Genomic DNA, 14280 nt, shown 5'->3' with positions numbered 1-14280 from the left:
ACGGTGCACGAGACGAGTAGTGCCATCAAACCAGAACGCACGCCCCGTCGAGGGGAAGAGCGGATTTCGGTTCAGTTCGGTGCGGTTCCGGTACGCGTGAGGATCGCGTCCGCGAGGGCGTCGGGCCGCTGCTCCGGGATCCAGTGCGTGGCACCGTCCAGGACGACGAACTCGTAGGGCGCATCGACGAACTCGCCGCACCTTTCCGCTCCCGCACGCCCCAGCGCCTGGTCACCGGTGCTCCAGACGTAGGTCGTCGGAACGGTGACGGCAGGCGTCTGCTCGAAGTCGCTCGTCATCGCGCGGTACCAGTTCAGCGCGCCGGTGAGCGCTCCCGGTTCGCCGAGCAGCGCGACGTGCCGGTCGACGAGCGCCGGCGCGACGACGTCACCGAACATCGCGCGCAGCGCCCGCGCGTTCTCCTCGAGGAGGACCCGCTCGGCCTTGCCTTCCGTCCTGAGGAGACGAATGTAGGAGGAGCGTTCCTTCTGATCGGCGTCCTCGCGCAAGGCCCAGCCGAACGCGCCCGGATGTGGCACCGACACGGTGGTGAGCGAGGTGATCCGGTCGGGGTGCCGCGCCGCGACGACCCACGCCACGGCGGCTCCCCAGTCGTGCCCGACGAGATGTGCCGAGTCGAGACCGAGTGCGTCGAGCAATCCGATTACGTCCGCGACGAGGTGGTCGATCCGGTAGGAGTCGACTCCGTCGGGTCGCGCACCGGGCGAGTATCCGCGCTGGTTCGGGGCGAACGTCCGCAGACCGGACTCGTTCAGCAGGGCGCTGACCGGTTCCCAGGACGCGGCGCTCTCCGGAAACCCGTGCAGGAGAACGACGGGGACGCCGTCGGCCGGACCGCTGGTGGTGACGTCGAACGTCAGGTCGCCGAGGGTGATGTGCGCGTGTTCCGAGGTTGACAACATGCCCCCACCGTACGGCGAGAGCGCCACTACTTCGCGGGATTCCACCCGCTCATGCCGAGCATGATCAGGCGCAGTTGCCGTTCGGCACGCGCGACCACTTCGGCCTCACTTCGGCTTCCGGGACGATCGGCCTCGAGCAGATCGACGACGACGGCGAACATGGTGGACACGATCAGGTCGGCCGCCATCTCCAGGTCGTCGTGGTCCCAGGACTGCAGACCGTCGATGCGGGACAGGTCAACCGTGAGTTCGCTGACGAACAGCTTCATCTCGGTCGCGATCGCCCGGCGAATTTCCGGGACGCCGCCGTAGCGTTCGCGGCTGAGGAACCGGAACTGCGCCTCGTGGGTGCGGACCTGCCGCACGAGGATGTCGAGGGATGCGCCTGCGCTCTTGGTGCTCGGGGTGCGGCGGGCGTCGCGGAGCATCTGCCGCAGAATTCGCATGCCCTCCTCGACGAGCACCACGCCGAGCTCCTCGATGGACGCGAAGTGGCGGTAGAACGCGGTGGGCACGATTCCCGCGGTGCGGGCGATCTCGCGCAGGCTCACGCCGGCGAAACTACGGTCCGCCATGAGTTCGAGTGTGCCGTCGAGAAGGGCCTTCCTCGTGCGCTCCTTGCGGGCTGCCCTGCTCTCCGGTTCGGCGCCGGTCGACTGACTCACGGCAGTGAGTGTATTCGTGGCGGTGCCGACACCCGTCATCTCCGGGTACTCGTACTCGTCATCCGGCATGCGTATCCGATCGCTGTCTGGGGTGTGCGTGCGGTCACATTTCGATTGACAAGTTCCTGTCTCTCTCTGTCACACTATTGTCAGTGTACAACCGTGCACTCAAATGGAGGAGGCTGACGTGTCAGTTGCCCACACCAGTCGTCCGGCGGAGGGACGCAGGTTCTCGCTGCTGTCGTTGTTCGAGGCGATGGCCACTCCGCACCAGCTCGACCGCTACCTCGAACTTGTCACTCCCATGGTCACCGTGCGCGACCTGCGAGCCGAAGTGGTCGAGGTCCGGCGGTCCACCGCCGACACCGTCACCCTCACGCTGCGTCCCACCCGTCAGTGGCGGGGATTCCGTGCGGGGCAGTTCGTGCAGGTGGGCGTCGTGATCGACGGGGTTCGGCACACCCGGTGCTACTCACCGGCCAATGCACAGGCGTCCACCGACGGGCTCGTCGAGCTGACGATCAAGGCGCACCCCGAGGGTCTGGTCTCGCAGTACCTGCACGCGCACGCGCACCCCGGTCTGGTGCTCGACCTGTCTCAGGCGGCGGGCGAATTCACCCTCCCGTCTCCGCGCCCTCGCCGGCTCCTGCTGGTGAGCGGAGGCAGCGGAATCACCCCGGTTCTGTCGATGCTGCGCACCCTCGTCGACGAGCAGCACTTCGGAAGCATCACTTTTCTGCACTACGCGTACACCGAAAACGACGTCGCGTACCTCGACGAGTTGCGCGCACTCGCGGACGCGAACGCCAACGTCTCCCTCGTGTTGGCGTACACCGATCAGGAGACCGGCGGCCATCTCCACGGGTTCTTCGGTCAGGAGCACCTCGACGCGGTTGCGCCCTGGTACGCGGACGCCGAAACCTTCCTGTGCGGCCCGCCCGGACTGATGCGTGGCGTTCGGGAGGTGTATCGCGAACTCGGCATCGAGGACCGTCTGCACACCGAGGAATTCGCTCCCGCCGCAGCCCCGGCGGAGGGTGAGGCCGGTGGCGAGGTGTCCTTCACCGCCAGCGGTGTCACCGCGGACAATTCCGGCGCCACGCTGCTCGAACAGGCGGAGGCCGCCGGGCTCCATCCCGAGTACGGGTGCCGGATGGGCATCTGCTTCTCCTGCACGACGGTGAAGAAGTCGGGGTGCACCAAGAACGTCCGCACCGGCGACACCGACACCGACCCGGACAAGGCGATCCAGCTGTGCGTCTCGGTTCCGGTGGGCGACGTCGCCCTCGACATCTGACTTTCACAAGACATTCAACGCTTGGAGACCGACATGTTTGGACTCTCACTCTCGTTCCTCCCGTTCGTCGACGGCTCCGACGGTTCCCGCAACGACGCCCCGGTGGTGCTCAGTCACGACCAGGTCGAAGAGATCGGCCGGGAACTGGACGCCCTCCGCGACCGGACAGTTGCGGACCTCGGCGCCGAGGACCGCGAATACATCTACAAGATCATCAAGGCGCAGAGGGGATTCGAGGTCGCCGGTCGCGGGCTGATGTATCTCGGTTTCTTCCCGCCGGCCTGGATCGCCGGGGTCGGTGCTCTCGGTGTGTCGAAGATCCTCGACAACATGGAGATCGGCCACAACGTCATGCACGGCCAGTACGACTGGATGCGTGAACCGGGCCTGAACTCCCGCGTGTTCGAGTGGGACACCGTCTGCCCGGCCGATCAGTGGAAACATTCCCACAACTACATGCACCACACGTACACCAACATCCTCGGCCGGGACCGGGACATCGGCTACGGCATCCTCCGGATCGACGAGGCGCAGAAGTGGAACCCCTACTATCTGGGGAACCCGGTCTACGCCTTCTTCCTGATGATGCTGTTCGAGTGGGGCGTCATGATGCACGACCTGGAAGCGGAGAACGTGATCCAGGGCAAGCGGAAGTGGCACGACGTCAAGCCGCTGCTGAAGGGCTGGTGGCGCAAGGCCGGTCGGCAGGTACTCAAGGACTACGTGATCTTCCCGGCGCTCACCGGGCCACTGTTCGTCCCCACACTGCTCGGCAACGTGACCGCCAACCTGATCCGCAACGTGTGGGCGTACTCCATCATCTTCTGCGGCCATTTCCCCACCGGCGTGCAGAGTTTCACCGAGGACGAGACCGCGGAGGAAACTCGCGGCGAGTGGTACGTCCGGCAGATGCTCGGAAGCGCCAACATCGAGGGGAGCCCGCTGTTCCACATCATGTCGGGCAACCTGTCGCACCAGATCGAGCACCACCTGTTCCCGGACCTGCCCGCCCACCGGTACCCGGAGATGGCGCCCGTCGTGAAGGCGCTGTGCGAGAAGCACGGGCTGCCCTACAACACCGGTGGCTTCTTCAAGCAGATCGGCTCCGTGTGGGGGAAGATCTTCAAGTTCGCGCTGCCGCCCGGTCTCGTCTCGTCCGACACCCCTCCCGGTGTTATCGTCGAGCGGCAGAAGACTGCAGCCTGAGAGGCGAAAAACATGGTGGGGAAGTTCGAGCGGCGCAAGGACACCGTGCAGGAACTGACGGAGTCCGCGGCAACGCACGTGGGCCAGATCGCGACGATCATCGCGGGCGCCGTCCGGGACGTCACCCGGGAGATCGGTGACTGGGTGTCCGACGGCATCGAGATGCGCGAGGCCGCGAAGAAGGCCCGTGACGACGAGGGCGAGGCCGAACCGGTCGACTGAGTAAGCCGACCGGGCGTTTCGCCCAGGGTAGAGATCCGGCCGCCGAGGGTGTGTTCATTGCACCCTCGGCGGCCTTTCTGCGGACAGGGCTCCGGTCAATGCTGGGTGCAGCACGAAACCGCCCGCCGAAAGGAACCCATGTCCCCCATCACAATCTCCACCACAGTGCGTATCGCGCTCGCCGGCTTTGCAGCCCTTGCCATTTCGCTGAGCGGTGCCGCCGGCATGGCGTCGGCCAAGCCGATCTGCGAGACCGGCTGTTCGCAGCCGCTGCCCACCAAGAACCCCCGGCCCGACGTCAAGCAGATGTGCTGGGTCGAATGGGGGCAGACACAGTGTCAGGTGAGCTGACACGTTCGCGCCGTCGAACGGGGCGCGGCCGGCGACGTTCGCGCCCCTGTTCGTTCTGCTAGATGACGCCGAGCGAGATCATGGCGTCGGCCACCTTCACGAAACCGGCGATGTTCGCGCCGTGCACGTAGTCGCCCGGCATGCCGTACTCGGCGGCCGTGGCCACGGTGCGTTCGTGGATACCGCGCATGATTCCGGCCAACCGCTCGTCCGTGTATTCGAAGCCCCACGAGTCGCGGGACGCGTTCTGCTGCATCTCGAGTGCCGACGTGGCGACGCCGCCCGCGTTGGCCGCCTTGCCCGGGGCGAACGCCACCGCGGCATCGCGGAACACCTGGACGCCCTGCGGGGTCGTGGGCATGTTCGCGCCCTCGGCCACCGCCTGCACGCCGTTCGCCACCAGCGTCTTGGCGGCCGCTTCGTCGAGTTCGTTCTGGGTGGCGCAGGGGAGCGCGACGTCGCACGGCACGTCCCAGATGGATCCGTTCGGCACGAACCGGGCATGCGGCACCGTGTCCGCGTACTCACCGATCCGTCCGCGCCGTACCTCCTTGATCTCCTTCAGGAGCTCGAGGTCGATGCCCTTCTCGTCGACGACGTATCCGGAAGAATCGGAGCTCGCAATCGCGATTCCGCCGAGTTGGTGCACCTTCTCGATCGCATAGATCGCGACGTTTCCGGAACCGGAGACGACGACGGTCTTGCCGCCCAGTGAGCTGTTCGCGGCTTTCAGCATCTCGGCGACGAAGTAGGCGACGCCGTACCCGGTCGCCTCGCGACGCACCTGCGAGCCGCCCCAGGTGAGGCCCTTACCGGTGAGGACCCCCGACTCGTAGGAGTTGGTGAGGCGCTTGTACTGGCCGAACAGGTAGCCGATCTCGCGGCCGCCGACGCCGATGTCACCTGCCGGGACGTCGGTGTACTCGCCGATGTGGCGATGCAGTTCGGTCATGAACGACTGGCAGAACCGCATGATCTCGGCCTCCGAGCGACCCTTGGGGTCGAAGTCGGAACCACCCTTGCCGCCGCCGATCGGAAGTCCGGTGAGGGCGTTCTTGAAGATCTGCTCGAAGCCGAGGAATTTCACGATTCCCAGGTTCACGCTGGGGTGAAACCGCAGGCCACCTTTGTAGGGGCCGAGCACACTGTTGTACTGCACGCGGAAACCGCGGTTGACGTGCACGTTGCCGGAGTCGTCGACCCACGGCACCCGGAAGATGATCTGCCGCTCGGGCTCGCACAGCCGCTCGATCAATCCGGAGTCCGCGTAGTGGGGGTGGTGGTCGAGCACGACCTGCAGCGACTCGAAGACCTCGGCGGCTGCCTGGTGGAACTCGGGTTCGCCGGCGTTCCGCAGGCGGACCTGCTCGTAGATCTCTGCTACCTGGTCGCGCGTTGACACAGACCCACCTGCCTGACGTGTGAGGAATTCGTTACCTGACGTTTACTTTGGAAACTATAGACCTGATGTCGGGTGTCCTGTATTGGGCCGGGCGGAAAGGTTAGGGCTTCCGCAGTGGTGTGCGGGAATGCATTGCGACAGAGGTGTTCTCGACTGCCTCGCCGCAGTGCGCGCAGCGGTGTTCCAGCTCCAGTGAGTGCCCGCATTCGTGCACGAGCACCGACGGGGCCTCGTCGACGGCCCACTTGCTGCCCCATTGGAACAACGAGAGCAGCAGCGGTCGCAGGTCCTCGCCCGCCGCGGTGAGGTGGTACTCGAAGCGGGGAGGGTGCTCGGAGTACTGCCTGCGTTCGATGACGCCGACCTCCTCGAGCTTGCGCAGTCGCGCGGTGAGGATGTCGCGCGAGACGCCGATGTACCCGGCAATCCGGTCGAAGCGGTGCACCCCGTAGCTCAGTTCGCGGATCACCAACATGGACCAGCGGTCGCCGATCAGTTCCATGGTGGCGGCGATCGCGCAGGGTCTCGGCGCCAGTGGCATGCGGTCCATGATGATCTCGGGTGTCGCTCGCTCGGTGTCGCCGTTGGTCATGCCCTCCATCATAGAGGGTTGTGATTTCCAACTAATAGGGATTACTGTCGTGAACGTAGTTAGTTGGAAAAGCAGACTTACTCACTCGAAGGGGTCGTCATGACCACGATTCAAGATCGAACGGTGCTGGTCACCGGAGCCGGCCGCGGACTCGGGCGTGCCTTCGTCGCCGAGGCGCTCGCGCGAGGAGCGCGCACGGTCTATGCGTCGGCGCGTGACACGTCGACGATCGAGGAGCATCCGCGGGTCGTGCCCGTCGAGCTGGACGTCACGAACCCCGAATCGGTCTACGCCGCCGCGGAGCACGTGGGGGACCTCGGCGTCCTGATCAACAACGCCGGCATCCTCATCGGCGAGTCGCCGCTCACGGGTGATCTCGACGGAATGCGCCGCGAACTCGAAACCAACCTCTACGGGCCGCTCAACGTCACTCGCGTGCTCGCACCGATCATCGCCGCCAATGGGGGCGGCGCGATCCTCAACGTGCACTCCGTCCTGTCCTGGCTGGCCGTCGGCGGCTCGTACAGCGTCTCGAAAGCCGCCCTGTGGAGTGCTACCAACGCGATGCGTGCCGAACTCGCGGCGCAGAACATCCAGGTGGTCGGGCTGCACCTCGGGTACATGGACACCGATATGACGAGCGGACTGGACGTGCCGAAGATCTCCGCGGCCGAGGTCGCGCGACTGGCCTTCGACGGCATCGAGTCCGGCGCCAACGAAGTCCTCGCGGACGACACCTCCCGCACCGTCAAGGCGGCACTGTCGGGCGACCTCGACGTCCTCTATCCGCAGCCGGCGCAGCAGGGGGCGGCATAGTGAGCGAGTCCGGAAACGGCGCGGTGTCGACCGTCGAGGGCGTGGCGGACGCGGAGTGGGGAGAGGTGCGATCGAGGACCGTCGAATGGCGCGACCCGGCGGGTCCGGCGCGGAAAGCGCGAGAACTCGACGGCCTCGGCTACCTGCGGGCGATCCTCGGCGGCGACATTCCCGCGCCCCCGATCGCGAGCCTGATGAACCTGCGGTTCCTCGAGGCAGAACCCGGAAGGGTCGTCTTCGCGCTGGACCCCGACGAGTCGCAGTACAACCCGATCGGCGCCATCCACGGTGGCGCCGTGTGCACCCTGCTCGATTCGGTTGCAGGCTGCGCCGTGCACACCACGTTGCCCGCGGGGTGGGGCTACACGTCGGTCGAGATCAAGGTCAACTACATCCGCGGGGCGACCCGGGACTCGGGGGCCCTCACGGCCACCGGCGTCGTGAAGAAGTCGGGTCGCCGCATCGCGTTCGCGGAAGGGGAGGTCACCGACTCGCAGGGCCGCCTCGTCGCCACCGCCACCAGCACCCTGCTGGTGTTCGAGGTTCCACCGGAGAGCTGACACCGGATGCGCGAGTAACGGCAGCTGAACGCGGGAAACCCGCCACTCGCGGAGGATGGTGGCGGGTCCCGGTGCACCCTTGCCCCGTCGGATTGGGGCGATGCGCGAACAAGACTAATTGGTCGGTTTGTTACGCGCGAGTACGGAACTCCGGGTACGGACGAGCGGCGCAATACCTATCGGACGGTCGTACAGGATGCTGCGGTCGAAGCCGGCCTGCGACGTACCGAAGTTTGATGTACTGAAATTGCGTCCACATCGGCGTCATCCCCAGAGCGGTCAAGGAAGGCAACCACATGGGCACGATCACTACCCAGGATGGCACGGAGATCTTCTACAAGGACTGGGGAACCGGTCAACCCATCGTGTTCAGCCACGGCTGGCCGTTGTCGGCCGACGACTGGGACACACAGATGCTGTTCTTCCTCCAGCACGGCTATCGCGTCATCGCCCACGATCGGCGCGGTCACGGGCGCTCGACACAGACCGGCGACGGCCACGACATGGACCACTACGCCGACGACCTCGCGGAGCTGACCGCGCATCTCGACCTGCAGGACGCCATCCACGTCGGCCATTCGACGGGCGGCGGCGAGGTGGTGCACTATCTCGCGCGGCACGGCGAGAGCCGGGTGTCGAAGGCCGCACTGATCAGTGCGGTACCGCCGCTGATGGTGAAGACGGAGGCGAACCCGGGCGGCCTTCCCAAGGATGTGTTCGACGACCTGCAGGCACAGCTCGCCGCCAATCGTTCGAAGTTCTATCGCGACCTGCCGTCGGGCCCGTTCTACGGATTCAACCGACCGGGCGTGGAATCCTCGGAGGCGACCATCGAGAACTGGTGGCGCCAGGGGATGATGGGCGGGGCCAAAGCTCACTACGACGGTATCGTCGCCTTCTCGCAGACCGATTTCACCGAGGACCTGAAGAAGATCACGGTGCCGGTGCTGGTGATGCACAGCGAAGACGACCAGATCGTCCCCTACGCCGACGCGGGACCACTGTCCGCGAAGCTTCTCGCGAACGGCACGCTGAAGACGTACAAGGACTTCCCGCACGGCATGCCCACCACGCAGGCGGAGACGATCAACGCCGACCTGCTGGCGTTCCTGAAGGACTGACACGAAACCCCCGATCCCTGTTCGTCCAGGTGGTCGGGGGTTTTCGTCTGTCGGTGCTCCGTCGGATGAGTGCCCCCGGCAGGATTCGAACCTGCGACCAAGAGATTAGAAGGCTCTTGCTCTATCCCCTGAGCTACGGAGGCGCGCAGCAAATATTACCTGCCGTCCCGAGCGCTCCGACCGGGGCTGGGGTGTCCGGGTCACGAGCCCACGGCGGCCGCGGAGAGCAGAAGTCCCGACAGAACGAGCTCGACCACGAAGTAGAACCACACGGGGTAGAAGCGGGTCGGCCGGTCGGCGACGGCCGACACTATCCGGCCGAAGGCCATCCCCAGCAGGGCGACGGCCACGGTCACCGAGGCGACGGATCGGATGCCGTACGCGTCGAAAGCCGCGAAGAACAGCAGGGCCGCCACCGCGACACCGAAGCCGCCGTAGACCGCGCGCACCTCGGCGCGGGAGGTCGCCGAATCCGCGGACAGGGCGAACGGGGCGACCAGCCGGGCAGGCGCGGCGAGCCCGTACACACCCATGCCCGCGAAGAACAGCGCCACCGCGATGATCAGAAACTCAGCCATCTCATACTCTCGCTCCCTCGGGACACGTCCCTGTCGACGGTAACCGGAGCGGCGACGGAACCCTCGCGTCTCCGACGGCCTGTCGTAGGTCCTACCCTTGATGTATGGCTACACCCCAGCTCGCGGCGTCCGACCCGGCATCGAAACCCCCGAATCGCGCCGATTCGACCGCCCTGTTCGTCGTCGGCGGACTCATCGCCGGTCTGGTAGCGGCAATCGTCGTCGGACTTTCCGCTGCTCAGGCGCTCGTGCTGCTGGGAATTCCGGATCCCGGCCCGATCACCACCTACGGACTGCCCGCGATGCGGGCTGTGTCGGAGATCGCTGCCGTCATCGCCATCGGATCGCTGCTGCTCGCGGCGTTCTTCGTGCCGCCGCAGAAATCCGGTGTCCTGGACGTGGACGGCTACCGTGCGGTCCGGACGGCGTCGTACGCCGCGATCGTGTGGGCCGCGACCGCCCTCGTCCTGGTCCCGCTGACGTTGTCGGACACCTCCGGGCAACCCTTCGCCGAGGCGGTCGAACCGGCCAACATCTTCAATTCGATCGATCAGGTCGAACTCGCCGGCGCCTGGCGCTGGACCGCGATCATCGCGATCGTCCTCGCGATCGCATCCCGGCTCGTGCTGCGCTGGTGGTGGACGCCGATCCTTCTGGTCGTCGGCATCCTCGGGCTGATGCCGCTCGCGTTGACGGGGCACTCGTCGTCGGGCGGTTCGCACGACATGGCGACGAACAGTCTGATCCTGCACCTCGTCGCGGCCTCGCTGTGGGCGGGTGGCCTGTTCGCTCTCCTCGCCCATGCCCGCAGGCGCGGCGCCTACACCGACGTGGCGGCGCGCCGGTTCTCTGCGGTCGCGACGGTCTGCTTCGTCGTCATGGCGGTCAGTGGTGTGGTGAACGCGCTCGTACGCGTCCAGATCGGTGACCTCGTCGACACGACATACGGACGCCTGGTGGTCGCGAAGATCGTGGCGCTCGTCATCCTGGGGGTCTTCGGCTGGGCGCAGCGTCGACGGGCCCTGCCCGCGTTGCAGAAGGATCCGGCCAGCCGCGGCAATCTGATCCGGTTCGCCGGCGCGGAGGTCATGGTGTTCGCCGCCACGATCGGCCTCGCCGTCGGGCTCGGCCGCACGCCCCCGCCCCCTCCGACCGCGGCGCCCACCCTCACGGAGGTGGAACTCGGTTACAACCTGGCGGGGCCGCCGACGTTCGCCAGGCTGATGCTGGACTGGCGATTCGACCTCCTCTACGGCACCGCCGCGATCGTGCTGGCCGTCGTCTACGCGCTCGGATTGCGCAAACTCCGGCGTCGCGGCGACAGCTGGCCCGTCGGCCGGACCGTCGCGTGGATGTGCGGATGCGTGGTGCTCCTCGTGGCGACGTCGTCGGGTGTCGGGCGTTATTCACCGGCCGTGTTCAGCGTGCACATGGGCGCGCACATGGCGTTGTCGATGCTGACCCCGGTCCTGCTGGTGCTCGGTGCGCCGATCACCCTCGCCCTGCGTGCCCTCGATCCGGCGGGCAAGAACGGTGTGCCGGGCCTGCGCGAGTGGATCCTGACGGCGCTGCACAGCCCGTTCTCCCGGTTCATCACCCATCCCGTCGTCGCGGCGGTGCTGTTCGTGGGCGGGTTCTACGCCCTGTACCTCGGCGGGATCTTCGAGGCCGCCGTCGACTCGCACTCCGCGCACGTCCTGATGAACCTGCACTTCCTGCTGAGCGGCTACCTCTTCTACTGGGTCGCCATCGGCGTCGACCCGTCGCCGCGCAAACTGCAGCCGGTGACGAAGCTCGCGATGGTGTTCGGCTCGCTGCCGTTCCACGCGTTCTTCGGTGTGGCGCTGATGAGCATGGGTGCGGTGATGGGCGAGTGGTACTACCGGTCGCTCGGACTGGGCTGGAACGCTGACCTGGTGGGTGACCAGCAACTGGGTGGCAGCATCGCGTGGGCGACCGGCGAGATCCCGCTGGTGCTGGTGATGATGGCGCTGCTCATCCAGTGGTCCCGCAGCGACGGCCGCACCGCACGGCGGGTCGACCGGGCTGCCGACCGCGACGACGACGCCGACCTGGCAGCGCACAATGCGATGTTCGCGGAACTGGCGCGACGGGACCGAGAAGCCGGGCACTGACCGCTAGCACGGGGTGCCGACACGTTCGGAGGCTCGGCGACCGTGCCGGCCGTTCTCTCCACAAGCGCTCTATTTCTCCACAGATTTCGGATGCCGTCCGGCAATCTCCCATCCGGACGGCACGCTGTGAGTGACGGCACCTTGCCGCACTCACAGGGGGTAGAGCGAAATGTACGAAACACACGGCACCGTGGTCGGAACGGTCATCACCAGCCCGGTCACCCGGTCGAACGCGGCCGGTGACGAGTTCCTCAATTTCCGGATGGCGAGCACGGTCCGGCGCCGCGATCACACGACGGGCGAGTGGCGCGACGGGAGCACGCTCTACCTCACGGTGACCTGCAGGCGGCGACTGATGGCCGGCGTCGTCCAATCGATCGCGAAGGGGGATCCGGTCATCGTGACCGGCGAGTTGCGCACCACGGAGTACACGACGCGGGACGGCATCGCCCGCTCCGACCTGGAGCTGAGCGCGACCGCGATCGGACCGGATCTCGCCCGCTGCACGGTCGTCCTCGAGCGCGCGCCCAGAACCGCGGACGGGGGTGCGGCGACCCCGGCGACGGAACAGGTCGCCACTCGGTCCCTCGTCGCGTAGCGCACCAGCGGGTATCGGCGCCGACCCCGTGCCCGCGGCGCCGGTGCCCGCGGCTTCTTCCTGCGAAGCCCCCGATCACGTCCCCGACCCTCCGCGATGTGGGTTCATCGCACTTCACCATTAGGCTGGCCCCATGGCTGAGTTCATTTACACGATGAAGAAGGTGCGCAAGGCGCACGGTGACAAGGTCATCCTCGATGACGTCACGATGAGCTTCTACCCCGGAGCCAAGATCGGTGTGGTCGGCCCGAACGGCGCGGGTAAGTCCAGCATCCTCAAGATCATGGCGGGGCTGGATCAGCCGGGCAACGGTGAAGCGTTCATCGCTCCGGGTGCCACCGTCGGGATCCTCATGCAGGAACCGCACTTGGACGAGACCAAGACCGTTCGCGAGAACGTCGAAGAGGGCCTCGGTGAAACCATGGTCCAGCTCAAGCGGTACAACGAGATCGCCGAGCTGATGGCCACCGACTACTCCGACGAGCTGATGGAGGAGATGGGCGAGCTCCAGGAGAAGCTCGACCATGCCGACGCGTGGGAGATCGATTCCCAGCTCGAGCAGGCGATGGACGCTCTACGCTGTCCGCCGCCGGAGGAGATGGTCACTCACCTCTCCGGTGGTGAGAAGCGCCGCGTCGCCCTCTGCAAGCTCCTGCTCAGCAAGCCCGATCTGCTGCTGCTCGACGAGCCGACCAACCACCTCGACGCGGAGAGCGTCCTGTGGCTGGAGCAGCACCTGGCCGCCTACCCGGGCGCGATCCTGGCCGTCACCCACGACCGGTACTTCCTCGACCACGTCGCCCAGTGGATCTGTGAGGTCGACCGCGGCCGCCTGTACCCCTACGAGGGCAACTACTCCACCTACCTGGAGCAGAAGGCCGCCAGGCTCGAGGTCGCGGGCAAGAAGGACCAGAAGCTGCAGAAGCGCCTCAAGGAGGAGCTGGCCTGGGTCCGCTCGGGAGCGAAGGCCCGTCAGGCCAAGAACAAGGCCCGCCTCGACCGCTACGAGGAGATGGCCAACGAAGCCGAGAAGACCCGCAAGCTGGACTTCGACGAGATCCAGATCCCGGCGCCGCCGCGTCTCGGCGACGTCGTGGTCGAGGTTTCGAGCCTCGACAAGGGCTTCGACGGCCGGGTTCTGATCAAGGACCTGTCGTTCACCCTGCCGCGTAACGGCATCGTCGGCGTGATCGGCCCCAACGGTGTCGGTAAGACGACGCTGTTCAAGACCATCGTCGGGCTCGAGGAGCCGGACGCCGGTGAGGTGAAGATCGGTCAGACCGTCAAGCTCAGCTACGTCGACCAGAACCGTACGGGCATCAACCCCGACAAGACGGTGTGGGAGGTCGTGTCCGACGGTCTCGATCACATCGTGGTCGGCCAGACGGAGATGCCGTCGCGCGCGTACATCAGCTCGTTCGGGTTCAAGGGCCACGATCAGCAGAAGCCGGCGGGCGTTCTCTCCGGTGGTGAGCGCAACCGCCTGAACCTCGCGATGACTCTAAAGCAGGGCGGAAACCTGATCCTGCTCGACGAACCGACCAACGACCTCGACGTCGAGACCCTCGGTTCGCTGGAGAACGCCCTCGAGCAGTTCCCCGGCTGCGCCGTCGTGATCTCCCACGACCGCTGGTTCCTCGACCGCACCTGCACGCACATCCTCGCGTGGGAGGGCGGCTTCGGCGACAACGAAGCCGCCTGGTACTGGTACGAGGGCAACTTCGAGGGTTACGAGGCCAACAAGGTCGAGCGGCTCGGACCGGACGCGGCGCGTCCGCACCGGGTGACGCACCGCAAGCTCACGAGGGACTGAC

At 66.4% G+C, this 14280-nt stretch carries 15 protein-coding genes and 1 tRNA gene; 10 read left to right on the top strand and 6 right to left on the bottom strand.

The genetic code is table 11. The features are described 5' to 3' along the window. Positions 1 to 71: 71 nt before the first annotated feature. Together QM693_RS26210 and QM693_RS26205 are read right to left on the bottom strand one after the other, a co-directional pair. Entirely contained in the window at positions 72 to 923 is an 852-nt protein-coding gene (locus QM693_RS26210) for an alpha/beta fold hydrolase (RefSeq protein WP_280782321.1), read from the bottom strand. Between the two features lie 26 nt (positions 924 to 949). Next, positions 950 to 1657 (bottom strand): TetR family transcriptional regulator, encoded by a 708-nt coding sequence (locus tag QM693_RS26205; protein ID WP_280782322.1) that lies wholly within the window; start codon positions 1655 to 1657, stop codon positions 950 to 952. A gap of 118 nt (positions 1658 to 1775) precedes the next feature. Here QM693_RS26205 and QM693_RS26200 point away from each other — a divergent pair, with 118 nt between their 5' ends. From QM693_RS26200 to QM693_RS26185, 4 genes are all read left to right on the top strand, one after another. Beyond that, the gene (locus tag QM693_RS26200; RefSeq protein WP_283333560.1) at positions 1776 to 2885 is read left to right on the top strand and encodes a ferredoxin reductase; all 1110 of its coding nucleotides are present in this window, start codon (positions 1776 to 1778) and stop codon (positions 2883 to 2885) included. Positions 2886 to 2918: 33 nt separating this feature from the next. Continuing rightward, positions 2919 to 4091, top strand: coding sequence for a fatty acid desaturase family protein (locus QM693_RS26195; RefSeq protein ID WP_009474107.1), 1173 nt, complete (start codon positions 2919 to 2921; stop codon positions 4089 to 4091). Positions 4092 to 4103: 12 nt separating this feature from the next. Next, positions 4104 to 4313: a hypothetical protein gene (locus QM693_RS26190; RefSeq protein WP_009474106.1), complete on the top strand. Its 210-nt coding sequence runs from the start codon at positions 4104 to 4106 to the stop codon at positions 4311 to 4313. Positions 4314 to 4451: 138 nt separating this feature from the next. Then, positions 4452 to 4664 (top strand): hypothetical protein, encoded by a 213-nt coding sequence (locus QM693_RS26185; protein ID WP_283353787.1) that lies wholly within the window; start codon positions 4452 to 4454, stop codon positions 4662 to 4664. Positions 4665 to 4722: 58 nt separating this feature from the next. Here QM693_RS26185 and gdhA read toward each other — a convergent pair whose 3' ends face one another. Next, positions 4723 to 6066, bottom strand: a complete 1344-nt coding sequence (gdhA, locus tag QM693_RS26180; protein ID WP_283333562.1) for an NADP-specific glutamate dehydrogenase — start codon at positions 6064 to 6066, stop codon at positions 4723 to 4725. Between the two features lie 100 nt (positions 6067 to 6166). Then, positions 6167 to 6670 (bottom strand): winged helix-turn-helix transcriptional regulator, encoded by a 504-nt coding sequence (locus tag QM693_RS26175; RefSeq protein ID WP_283353786.1) that lies wholly within the window; start codon positions 6668 to 6670, stop codon positions 6167 to 6169. Between the two features lie 87 nt (positions 6671 to 6757). On the opposite strand from QM693_RS26175, the gene QM693_RS26170 reads away from it, so the two are divergent. The 3 genes from QM693_RS26170 (at position 6758) to QM693_RS26160 (ending at position 9155) form a co-directional block, all read left to right on the top strand. Further along, the gene (locus QM693_RS26170) at positions 6758 to 7474 is read left to right on the top strand and encodes an SDR family oxidoreductase (protein ID WP_283333564.1); all 717 of its coding nucleotides are present in this window, start codon (positions 6758 to 6760) and stop codon (positions 7472 to 7474) included. Further along, on the top strand, positions 7474 to 8034 hold the full coding sequence (locus QM693_RS26165; RefSeq protein ID WP_283333565.1) for a PaaI family thioesterase: 561 nt from the start codon (positions 7474 to 7476) through the stop codon (positions 8032 to 8034). Before QM693_RS26170 ends, QM693_RS26165 begins: the two co-directional genes overlap by 1 nt. A 296-nt stretch (positions 8035 to 8330) precedes the next feature. Beyond that, the gene (locus QM693_RS26160; protein ID WP_283333566.1) at positions 8331 to 9155 is read left to right on the top strand and encodes an alpha/beta fold hydrolase; all 825 of its coding nucleotides are present in this window, start codon (positions 8331 to 8333) and stop codon (positions 9153 to 9155) included. A 70-nt stretch (positions 9156 to 9225) separates the two neighbouring features. On the opposite strand, the gene QM693_RS26155 is transcribed toward QM693_RS26160, so the two are convergent. After that, positions 9226 to 9298: transfer RNA gene (locus QM693_RS26155), tRNA-Arg, on the bottom strand. A gap of 57 nt (positions 9299 to 9355) precedes the next feature. Continuing rightward, positions 9356 to 9733 (bottom strand): DUF4345 family protein, encoded by a 378-nt coding sequence (locus tag QM693_RS26150; RefSeq protein ID WP_283333567.1) that lies wholly within the window; start codon positions 9731 to 9733, stop codon positions 9356 to 9358. Between the two features lie 104 nt (positions 9734 to 9837). On the opposite strand from QM693_RS26150, the gene QM693_RS26145 reads away from it, so the two are divergent. The 3 genes from QM693_RS26145 (at position 9838) to ettA (ending at position 14279) form a co-directional block, all read left to right on the top strand. Continuing rightward, positions 9838 to 11868: a bifunctional copper resistance protein CopD/cytochrome c oxidase assembly protein gene (locus QM693_RS26145; RefSeq protein ID WP_280782330.1), complete on the top strand. Its 2031-nt coding sequence runs from the start codon at positions 9838 to 9840 to the stop codon at positions 11866 to 11868. A gap of 169 nt (positions 11869 to 12037) precedes the next feature. Continuing rightward, positions 12038 to 12466, top strand: coding sequence for a single-stranded DNA-binding protein (locus QM693_RS26140; protein ID WP_280782331.1), 429 nt, complete (start codon positions 12038 to 12040; stop codon positions 12464 to 12466). A 133-nt stretch (positions 12467 to 12599) separates the two neighbouring features. Next, positions 12600 to 14279, top strand: a complete 1680-nt coding sequence (gene ettA, locus QM693_RS26135; protein ID WP_005248242.1) for an energy-dependent translational throttle protein EttA — start codon at positions 12600 to 12602, stop codon at positions 14277 to 14279. Position 14280 lies beyond the last annotated feature (1 nt).

The organism is Rhodococcus sp. IEGM 1305 (assembly GCF_030058635.1).
GTDB lineage: Bacteria > Actinomycetota > Actinomycetes > Mycobacteriales > Mycobacteriaceae > Rhodococcus_F > Rhodococcus_F opacus_D.
The sequence above is the reverse complement of the archived record's forward strand: the minus strand, read 5'-3'. Positions and strand labels throughout refer to the sequence as shown.

What these genes read in the sequence shown, in the direction of transcription:
- QM693_RS26210 (WP_280782321.1), bottom strand. Translation starts at nt 923, where the DNA reads ATGTTGTCAACCTCGGAACACGCGCACATCACCCTCGGCGACCTGACG.
- QM693_RS26145 (WP_280782330.1), top strand. Translation starts at nt 9,838, where the DNA reads ATGGCTACACCCCAGCTCGCGGCGTCCGACCCGGCATCGAAACCCCCG.
- QM693_RS26195 (WP_009474107.1), top strand. Translation starts at nt 2,919, where the DNA reads ATGTTTGGACTCTCACTCTCGTTCCTCCCGTTCGTCGACGGCTCCGAC.
- QM693_RS26190 (WP_009474106.1), top strand. Translation starts at nt 4,104, where the DNA reads ATGGTGGGGAAGTTCGAGCGGCGCAAGGACACCGTGCAGGAACTGACG.
- QM693_RS26170 (WP_283333564.1), top strand. Translation starts at nt 6,758, where the DNA reads ATGACCACGATTCAAGATCGAACGGTGCTGGTCACCGGAGCCGGCCGC.
- QM693_RS26175 (WP_283353786.1), bottom strand. Translation starts at nt 6,670, where the DNA reads ATGATGGAGGGCATGACCAACGGCGACACCGAGCGAGCGACACCCGAG.
- QM693_RS26160 (WP_283333566.1), top strand. Translation starts at nt 8,331, where the DNA reads ATGGGCACGATCACTACCCAGGATGGCACGGAGATCTTCTACAAGGAC.
- QM693_RS26140 (WP_280782331.1), top strand. Translation starts at nt 12,038, where the DNA reads ATGTACGAAACACACGGCACCGTGGTCGGAACGGTCATCACCAGCCCG.
- ettA (WP_005248242.1), top strand. Translation starts at nt 12,600, where the DNA reads ATGGCTGAGTTCATTTACACGATGAAGAAGGTGCGCAAGGCGCACGGT.
- QM693_RS26185 (WP_283353787.1), top strand. Translation starts at nt 4,452, where the DNA reads ATGTCCCCCATCACAATCTCCACCACAGTGCGTATCGCGCTCGCCGGC.
- QM693_RS26205 (WP_280782322.1), bottom strand. Translation starts at nt 1,657, where the DNA reads ATGCCGGATGACGAGTACGAGTACCCGGAGATGACGGGTGTCGGCACC.
- QM693_RS26150 (WP_283333567.1), bottom strand. Translation starts at nt 9,733, where the DNA reads ATGGCTGAGTTTCTGATCATCGCGGTGGCGCTGTTCTTCGCGGGCATG.